At 43.0% G+C, this 7,578-nt stretch carries 6 protein-coding genes; all 6 read left to right on the plus strand.

Features of this window, described 5'->3' with window-relative positions; genetic code table 11:
• Window positions 1-149: 149 nt before the first annotated feature.
• The 6 genes from ACTIE0_RS21565 (at window position 150) to hisA (ending at window position 7,473) form a co-directional block, all read left to right on the plus strand.
• Window positions 150-572: a hypothetical protein gene (locus ACTIE0_RS21565; protein WP_006624030.1), complete on the plus strand. Its 423-nt coding sequence runs from the start codon at window positions 150-152 to the stop codon at window positions 570-572.
• A gap of 48 nt (window positions 573-620) precedes the next feature.
• Entirely contained in the window at window positions 621-1,988 is a 1,368-nt protein-coding gene (locus ACTIE0_RS21570) for a DNA phosphorothioation system restriction enzyme (RefSeq protein WP_006669361.1), read from the plus strand.
• A 421-nt stretch (window positions 1,989-2,409) separates the two neighbouring features.
• Window positions 2,410-2,652, plus strand: coding sequence for a hypothetical protein (locus tag ACTIE0_RS21575; RefSeq protein ID WP_006624028.1), 243 nt, complete (start codon window positions 2,410-2,412; stop codon window positions 2,650-2,652).
• Complete coding sequence (locus ACTIE0_RS21580; protein WP_006669360.1) at window positions 2,649-4,715, plus strand: AAA family ATPase; 2,067 nt, start codon at window positions 2,649-2,651, stop codon at window positions 4,713-4,715. The genes ACTIE0_RS21575 and ACTIE0_RS21580 overlap by 4 nt, the downstream gene beginning before the upstream one ends.
• A 101-nt stretch (window positions 4,716-4,816) precedes the next feature.
• Window positions 4,817-6,391 carry a cation:proton antiporter gene (locus ACTIE0_RS21585; RefSeq protein ID WP_006624026.1) on the plus strand — a complete coding sequence of 525 codons (1,575 nt, stop codon included), beginning with the start codon at window positions 4,817-4,819 and terminating at the stop codon, window positions 6,389-6,391.
• Between the two features lie 308 nt (window positions 6,392-6,699).
• Window positions 6,700-7,473 carry a 1-(5-phosphoribosyl)-5-[(5-phosphoribosylamino)methylideneamino]imidazole-4-carboxamide isomerase gene (hisA, locus tag ACTIE0_RS21590; protein WP_174447167.1) on the plus strand — a complete coding sequence of 258 codons (774 nt, stop codon included), beginning with the start codon at window positions 6,700-6,702 and terminating at the stop codon, window positions 7,471-7,473.
• The last annotated feature ends 105 nt before the right edge of the window (window positions 7,474-7,578 follow it).

A 7,578-nucleotide genomic window follows, 5' to 3' on the forward strand; every position in this document is an offset into this window, starting at 1 on the left:
TTTGGAATCTTTCTAAAAGCTTTGCGGGATACCGCCTCTGTTACTTTAACGGGTAATAGTGCTATCGTCGCATTGTCAGGCAATAGCCGGATAAATGTCGCGTAAATGTATCAGTGTCAAATATTGAAGCAGTTAGCCGCTAAAGCCTAATGGAAGATTGGTCTAATGAGTTGGTTAAGAGTATAGAAGCCGCAGTTCTTGAGGTGGAAAATTTTTTTGTAGATGTGACGGAAGAATTTAATCATATCATGGATGACCTGACCCAATTTTCCGAAGAAATTGCTGAGGAAGTCCAGAATAAGTTGATTCCCGACTTAGACCAGTGTTTAAATGATATCCTTGAGCCGATTCTGGATATATACTTAGATTTGGGACTAGATGATATTGAGGAGGAGGAAACTTTTGATCCCTTTGTCACCTATGTTCACCCCAGCGCGACCCAAAACCCAGCCTGTCGCGGATGTAATCACTATCATGGTAAAATCTACGGCGGGAATTTGTTAGTTTGTGGAATGCACCCATTAGGTGTGGAGGGTGACTCCTGTCCTGACTGGGAATCAGATCATGATTGATTTTTGATGGGTGATTTTTGATATTTATATAGGGCTTGTGTTTCAGCGGTGAGTCTACCTGGTATCCCTGTCATTCCCCCACAAATACACCTGAGACACTACCAACGTCAGGCGGTGTCCGAATGGTTTGCTAACCAGGGACGGGGAACCCTGAAAATGGCAACGGGTACGGGTAAGACTATCACAGCCTTAGCGATCGCCTCTGAATTATATCATAAAATTGGCTTACAAGTTGTTTTAGTTATCTGTCCCTATCGCCACCTAGTGACTCAGTGGGGACGGGAAGCCCAGAAATTTGGGATGACTCCCCTACTCGCCTTTGAAAGCGTCCACAATTGGCAGAAACACCTATCTACCTCCCTTTATAACATAAGTTCGGGTCATCTCCCCTTTCTCGCAGTCATCACCACTAACGCCACCCTAATTTCCGATAGCTTTCAGTCTCAACTGCGGTATTTCCCCCCCAAAACTTTGATTATTGGCGACGAAGCCCACAACTTAGGTGCGCCTCGCCTAGAAGCTAGTTTACCACGACATATCGGTTTACGTCTAGCACTTTCTGCTACCCCAGAACGTCATTTTGATGACCAGGGTACAAATGCTTTAATGGAGTATTTTGGTCGGGTTTTACAACCGGAACTTACCCTGGCTGAAGCTATCCGCCAAGGGGCGTTAGTTCATTATTTATACTATCCGATTTTGGTAGAATTAACCCCGGCTGAAACTCTGATTTATTCCCGCCTAACTACTCGCATTGGTTGGGCTTTAATGGACAATGATCAGGACTGGGAAACTAACGAAAATATCACGGCGCTATTGATGCAAAGGGCGAGAATAATTGGGGCTGCTAATAATAAAGTTAAAGCCCTGAGACAGTTAATGAGTAATCGTTTACAGACCAGCCACACGCTATTTTATTGTGGGGATGGTATCACGGAAAAAGGCACTCGCTTTGACCGACAACTAGAAGCGATCGTCTTTTTATTAGGGTCAGAATTGGGCTATCGTGTTAATACCTATACCGCCGCTACTCCTATGGCAAAAAGGGAAGAATTGCGACGACAATTTGAATCAGGACAACTACAGGGTTTGGTAGCTATTCGCTGTCTTGATGAAGGGGTAGATATTCCAGCTATTCGTCATGCGGTAATTCTGGCAAGTAGCAGCAACCCCCGCCAATTTATTCAACGTCGAGGACGGGTTCTTAGACCTCATCCCGGAAAGGATAGGGCGACGGTTTTTGATATGATTGTTTTACCGCCAGACTTGGGCAGAAATACGTTAGATGTTGAACGGAATTTGTTAAAAAAAGAGCTGATCCGGTTTATGGAGTTTGCTGATATTGCGGACAATGCAGGAGAGGCTAGGGTGAAGTTATTACAACTACAAAAACGCTATGGTTTATTGGATTTATAAATCATCCATCATTAACCATCACCCCAGAGGGTGGTTTTCGGGGACGGAAAAACCCGGTTTTTATCGGCCTTTCTGGTTGTTAACCAAGATTTTTATAAAAAACCGAGTTGTTTGACTGATACCAAGTCTAATTAACAGCAGAACCCGCCCCTACATTATCTCTCTCACCCTCGCGGGTTTCGGGGACGGAAAAACCCGGTTTTTATCGGGCTTTCTGGTTGTTAACCAAGATTTTTATAAAAAACCGGATTTTTTGACTGGTGCCAAGTCTAATTAACTGGGGAACCCGCCCAGACATGATCTCTCGTTGTCTCAGAGTTGACGTGATTATGGGGGTTGTGCTAGAATGAAATGTCTTGATGTTAAATCGCCTATTTTTCGCTAGTAAAAAACCATCGATAACTCACGTTTGGAATAGTCTATGTCTTACCAATACTCAGAGGGTTTAATTCACGCGATTTCTAATGTATTCTCGGAGGCAAAATCTACCTATGGAGAAAACGCTAATCAGACATTAGTTCATGACCCGATTACAGATGCACCACCAGAGGTTAGGGAAATTATCGAAAGGGTTTTGCAGGCGGAAAGAGATAAACTATATATGAAAAGTCCCTGGAACATTAATGATGATGTTCTCAAGATTATTAAAGAGGTCATACAATGAATTTACTATCAATTCAGTTGTGTAACTTTCGGCAATTTTACGGAAAAAGCCCGATTATATATTTAGCCAAAGGGGAACAAAATACTACGGTAATTTATGGGAATAATGGTGCGGGTAAGACGACGATACTGAATGCGTTTAGCTGGGTTTTATATGAGAAATTTAGTGCAGCATTTGCGGTTTCGGAACAATTGGTTAATAAGCGATCGCTAACGGAAGCAGAACCGGGGAAGGCGGTAGGTTGCTGGGTGGAAGTTATCTTTGAACATGACCATAAACGCTATCAGGTTAAACGGGTCTGTCGCGCCTATAAACAACATGGGGAAATCGAACATTCTGACAGTGAGTTATATATGCAGGTGGCGGGAGATGATGGGCGCTGGACTTTGCCACCGCAGCCACCAGAAGAGATTATTAATCGCATTTTACCGATGAGTTTACATCAGTATTTCTTTTTTGATGGAGAACGTATAGAGCAAATTGTTAGGGATGAGAGAAAAGCGGAAATTGCGGAAGCTACTAAAGAGTTATTAGGGGTGGAGGTATTAAATAGGGGTATTAAACATTTAAAGGAAGCGAGAAAGTCTTTAGAAACTGATTTATCGATAATTGGTAATCCTGAGACAAAAAAGTTTTTAAACGACAAAAAAAAGCGGGAAGATGAAATCAATAATTTGTCGAAAAGACAAAAGGAAATCGAAATAGAATTAGCACATCATGAACAGTTGAAACGTACCCTAAATGCCCATTTATTAGATTTAAGTGGGGCGGCGGAGTTGCAACAATTGCGAAGTGAGTTAGAGAGTCAAATTATTTCAATCAGAGATAATTTAAAAAAGTCGAAACAATCGATTAATAAACTGTTATCAACTAGGGCTTATCCGGTTTTGTTGTCAGATACGATCGCTGATTTTCGTAACCTATTTTCAGGAATGCGAGAAAAGGGAGAGTTGATGACAGGAATTACTAAGCAATTTGTGAATGAGTTAATTAACCGCCAGCAGTGCATTTGTGGAACTCCTATAATAGAAGGAAGTTCGGAATGCGATCGCCTCAAAAGTTGGTTAAATAAAGCCGGAATGGCAGATATTGAAGAAACCGCTATCCGTATGTCTACCCAAGTTGATGATGTGGATCGCCAACTAGCAGAATTTTGGCAAGAAATTGACCATCATCAAATATCTATCAGCAAAAATAGGGCGGAATTATCCCAAATAGAAACCCGACTAGATGATATTAAGAAAAAACTACGCAATTTCCCAGATGAGGATATTCAAAAACTGCAAAAACGCCTAGATGAAATCGAAAGCAGCATTGGTGAACTGAACCGAGAAATGGGTTCAAATTCTCAACAAATTGAGACTCTCACTCAAGAATGCGAGAAACTATCGAAACAAATAGATCGCCAACAAATGAATGAGATGAAGCAGATAACAGCGCAGCGACGCATTGCGGCGACGGAAGATGCGATCGCCAGATTATCCCAAGTCCTGGAACGTTTAGATCAGCAATTCCGTCAACAGTTAGAAAGCCGAGTGCAAAATATTTTTGCCAAAATTTCTTTTACCCCCTATCAACCGCAACTCAGCCCCAAATACGAACTTAAATTAGTGGAAAGAACCTCTGGAGAAGATGCGCCAGTAGCCTCTTCCACCGGAGAAAATCAAATTCTCAGTCTATCCTTTATTGGCGGAATTATCGAAGGTGTTAGAGAATGGAGTCAAAAAAATACCCTTATGGGACCAGATAGCAGTACATTTCCCATTGTGATGGATTCCCCTTTTGGTAGTTTAGATGAAATTTACCGCCGCCAAATAGCCCGCATTATTCCAGAGTTAGCTAACCAGCTAGTTGTATTAGTCACCAAAACCCAATGGCGAGGAGAAGTCGCTAGAGAAATTCAACCCAAAATTGGGCGAGAATATATCCTAGTTTACAACTCGTCCAAACCCGATTGTGAGGAAGATTTCATTAATTTACAAGGGGTTAACTATCCCCTAGTTAAACTCAGTCCCAATCAGTTTGAGTACACAGAAATCATCGAAGTGGAAGCGGAATTTTAGACATCCCAAGTATGATAATCATCTAACAATCCTGCGAGGAATTATAAAATATCCTGAGTAAATGTGATAGTATGATGTGGTTGTCGCTACTATCTTAAACTATGACTCCAGAAGTTGCGATCGCTGAGATCAGTATCAAAGAGAATCTTGAACAATTTTTGCTGGTCCTGCTGATTTCCCTCAGTGTAGCCACCATGTCTCGTCTATTCCCTTGGCTGCGCAAAATCCCCTTTACCCTATTATTGGTAATTGTCGGATTATTTTTAGCCTTTGAAGACATCCACCTAATCCAATTATCACCGGAACTAATCCTGGAAATTTTCCTGCCTCCCTTACTATTTGAAGCCGCCTGGAATCTGAATTGGCGAGACCTAAAACGAGATTTATTCCCGGTATTTTTATATGCAACTATTGGGGTAGTCATTTGTGTAGTAGGGATAGCTATTGGCTTAGATTTAGCGGTAGGAATGCCGATAGCGATCGCTCTGTTGGTAGGTGCAAGTTTATCAGCCACCGACCCCATCTCAGTAGTCGCCCTAATGAAGGAATTAGGAGCGCCTAAACGTCTGCGAGTCTTAATGGAAGGGGAAAGCCTATTTAATGATGGTATAGCGGTGGTAGCGTTCATCATCTTAGTCGGTTTTCCTATGGGAAACATCGAAATATCCCCGGCGGCGATCGTTTTAAAACTCTTATTATTTACAGGAATTGCGGTAGTTATTGCGGGGATAATTGGGTTTGGGATATCCTATCTAACTCAGCGTTTTGACTCTCCCCTAGTAGAACAATCCCTCACCCTCCTAGCCGCCTATGGAACCTATGTAGTCACCGAAGACTTAGGCGGATCTGGAGTTATTGGCGTAGTAGTAGTAGGGTTAATTTTAGGAAATTTTGGTTCCCGAATTGGTATGAATCCCCGTAGCCGATTAATCGTCAGCGAGTTTTGGGAATTTATGGCATTTTTGGTGAACTCAATCGTCTTCTTATTAATTGGCGCTCAAATTGAATTTGCGAGTTTAGCAACCAACATAAAACCCATTGCGGTTTCCGTCCTAGCCATGATGCTAACTAGGGTAATATCCACATTTACTTTAACCGCCATCAGTAACACATTAGCCAAATCAGAAATAGACCTACAAAATCAAACTATGCTGTGGTGGGGAGGCTTACGAGGTTCTGTTTCTATCGCCCTAGTCTTGAGTGTTCCAGTAGCTATACCTGAACGGGAAAATCTGATCGCGACAGTCTTCGGGGTGGTTTTATTTAGTCTACTATTTCAGGGTTTAACTACCCAGCCTCTCCTGCAATGGTTAGGACTACTCAAAGACCAACCCTTGCGTGAAGAATATCTGCAATTAGTAGCCCGTCGTGTAGCCCTAAACCGAGTACAAAACCACCTCTCCCAATCGGTTGTTAAGCAGGAATTAGACCCTGATGCTTATCAACATCAAGCCCAATTGATTAAATCTAAATTAGAAGCTATCACCACCAAAACTCAGCAGTTACTATCACAAGAACCCAAACTGCAAGAGTTGACCATAGAATTACTTCAGGAAGAATTAGTTGATATTGAGGCGGAAACCTATGCGGAATTTGTTAGATCCGGCCGTCTGAATACTCAACTATCAACCCTTTTATCGGAGGTTATGGAAGAGAAAGACCCAGAAACCGCATAAATAGCCAGGAGTCTGGCGCAGTTATATGACTCCCGTTAGAAGCGATCGCCTTAATGGCGAGATGAATTTTGACCAGTAACTAGAGGAAACAATACCGCCTAGATACTAGGGTGAGGGTACAACATAGCCGGGAGAAGAAACCTAGTTTAAAATGCTTGTGGAGTCGGTCTTACCGAGGTTTCAAGAGTAATTGAGTGGTATAGTTAAGAGGCAGTCTGAAAGAAGCCAGAATCCCCCGTTAGATGGCTTTAGCGATTAACGGCGGGAGTTTCAAAGCTATTAACCTTGTTCCAATTTATCAATCGCCAATGAATGTAATACCCGCCATAGACTTATTAGAAGGGCGCTGCGTCCGCTTGTATCAGGGAGACTACACCCAAGCCGAGACTTTTAATGAAGATCCTGTGGCTGTCGCCCAGGAATGGGTGTCCCAGGGCGCTACTCGTCTGCATTTAGTTGATCTTGATGGGGCGAAAACTGGACAACCTACTAACCATGCGGCTATTGGTGCGATCGCCAAAGCTGTCAAAGTCCCGATTCAAGTCGGCGGCGGGTTGCGTAGTCGTGATACTGTCGCCGCCCTATTTGATTTAGGGGTAGAAAGGGCAATTTTGGGGACCGTAGCGGTGGAAAATCCCCAATTGGTAGCTGAGTTATGCGCTGAGTTTCCCGGACGAATTGCTGTGGGAATTGATGCCCGTGATGGTAAAGTGGCGACTAGGGGTTGGCTAGAAACTTCTGAGGTCAAAGCCACAGACCTAGCCCACCAAATGGCACAGTTGGGCGTGGCTACCATTATTTACACTGATATTCACCGGGATGGGACTTTACAGGGTCCCAATAAAGCGGCATTGCGGGAAGTTGCGGAAATCGTCTCAATCCCTATTATTGCCTCTGGCGGTGTCAGTAGCATTACTGATTTATTAGGGTTATTGGGATTAGAACCCTTGGGGGTAACTGATGTCATTGTTGGCCGTGCTTTATATACTGGAGATGTGGTTTTAAAAGAGGCTATACAGGCGATCGGTCCTGGACGTATTCAGGATATACCCCCGGATTTTGGCAATTCAACTTTTGCCTAATCCTCTTCTCCCCAGAGGGCGGATTTATTCATATTATCCCCCTCTGATGTCATTAACGGCAGAACCCCATAAATAGGGCGGGTTAATTATTAATTATCCGGTGGG

This window comes from Limnospira sp. (assembly GCF_051859755.1).
Taxonomy (GTDB): domain Bacteria; phylum Cyanobacteriota; class Cyanobacteriia; order Cyanobacteriales; family Microcoleaceae; genus Limnospira; species Limnospira fusiformis.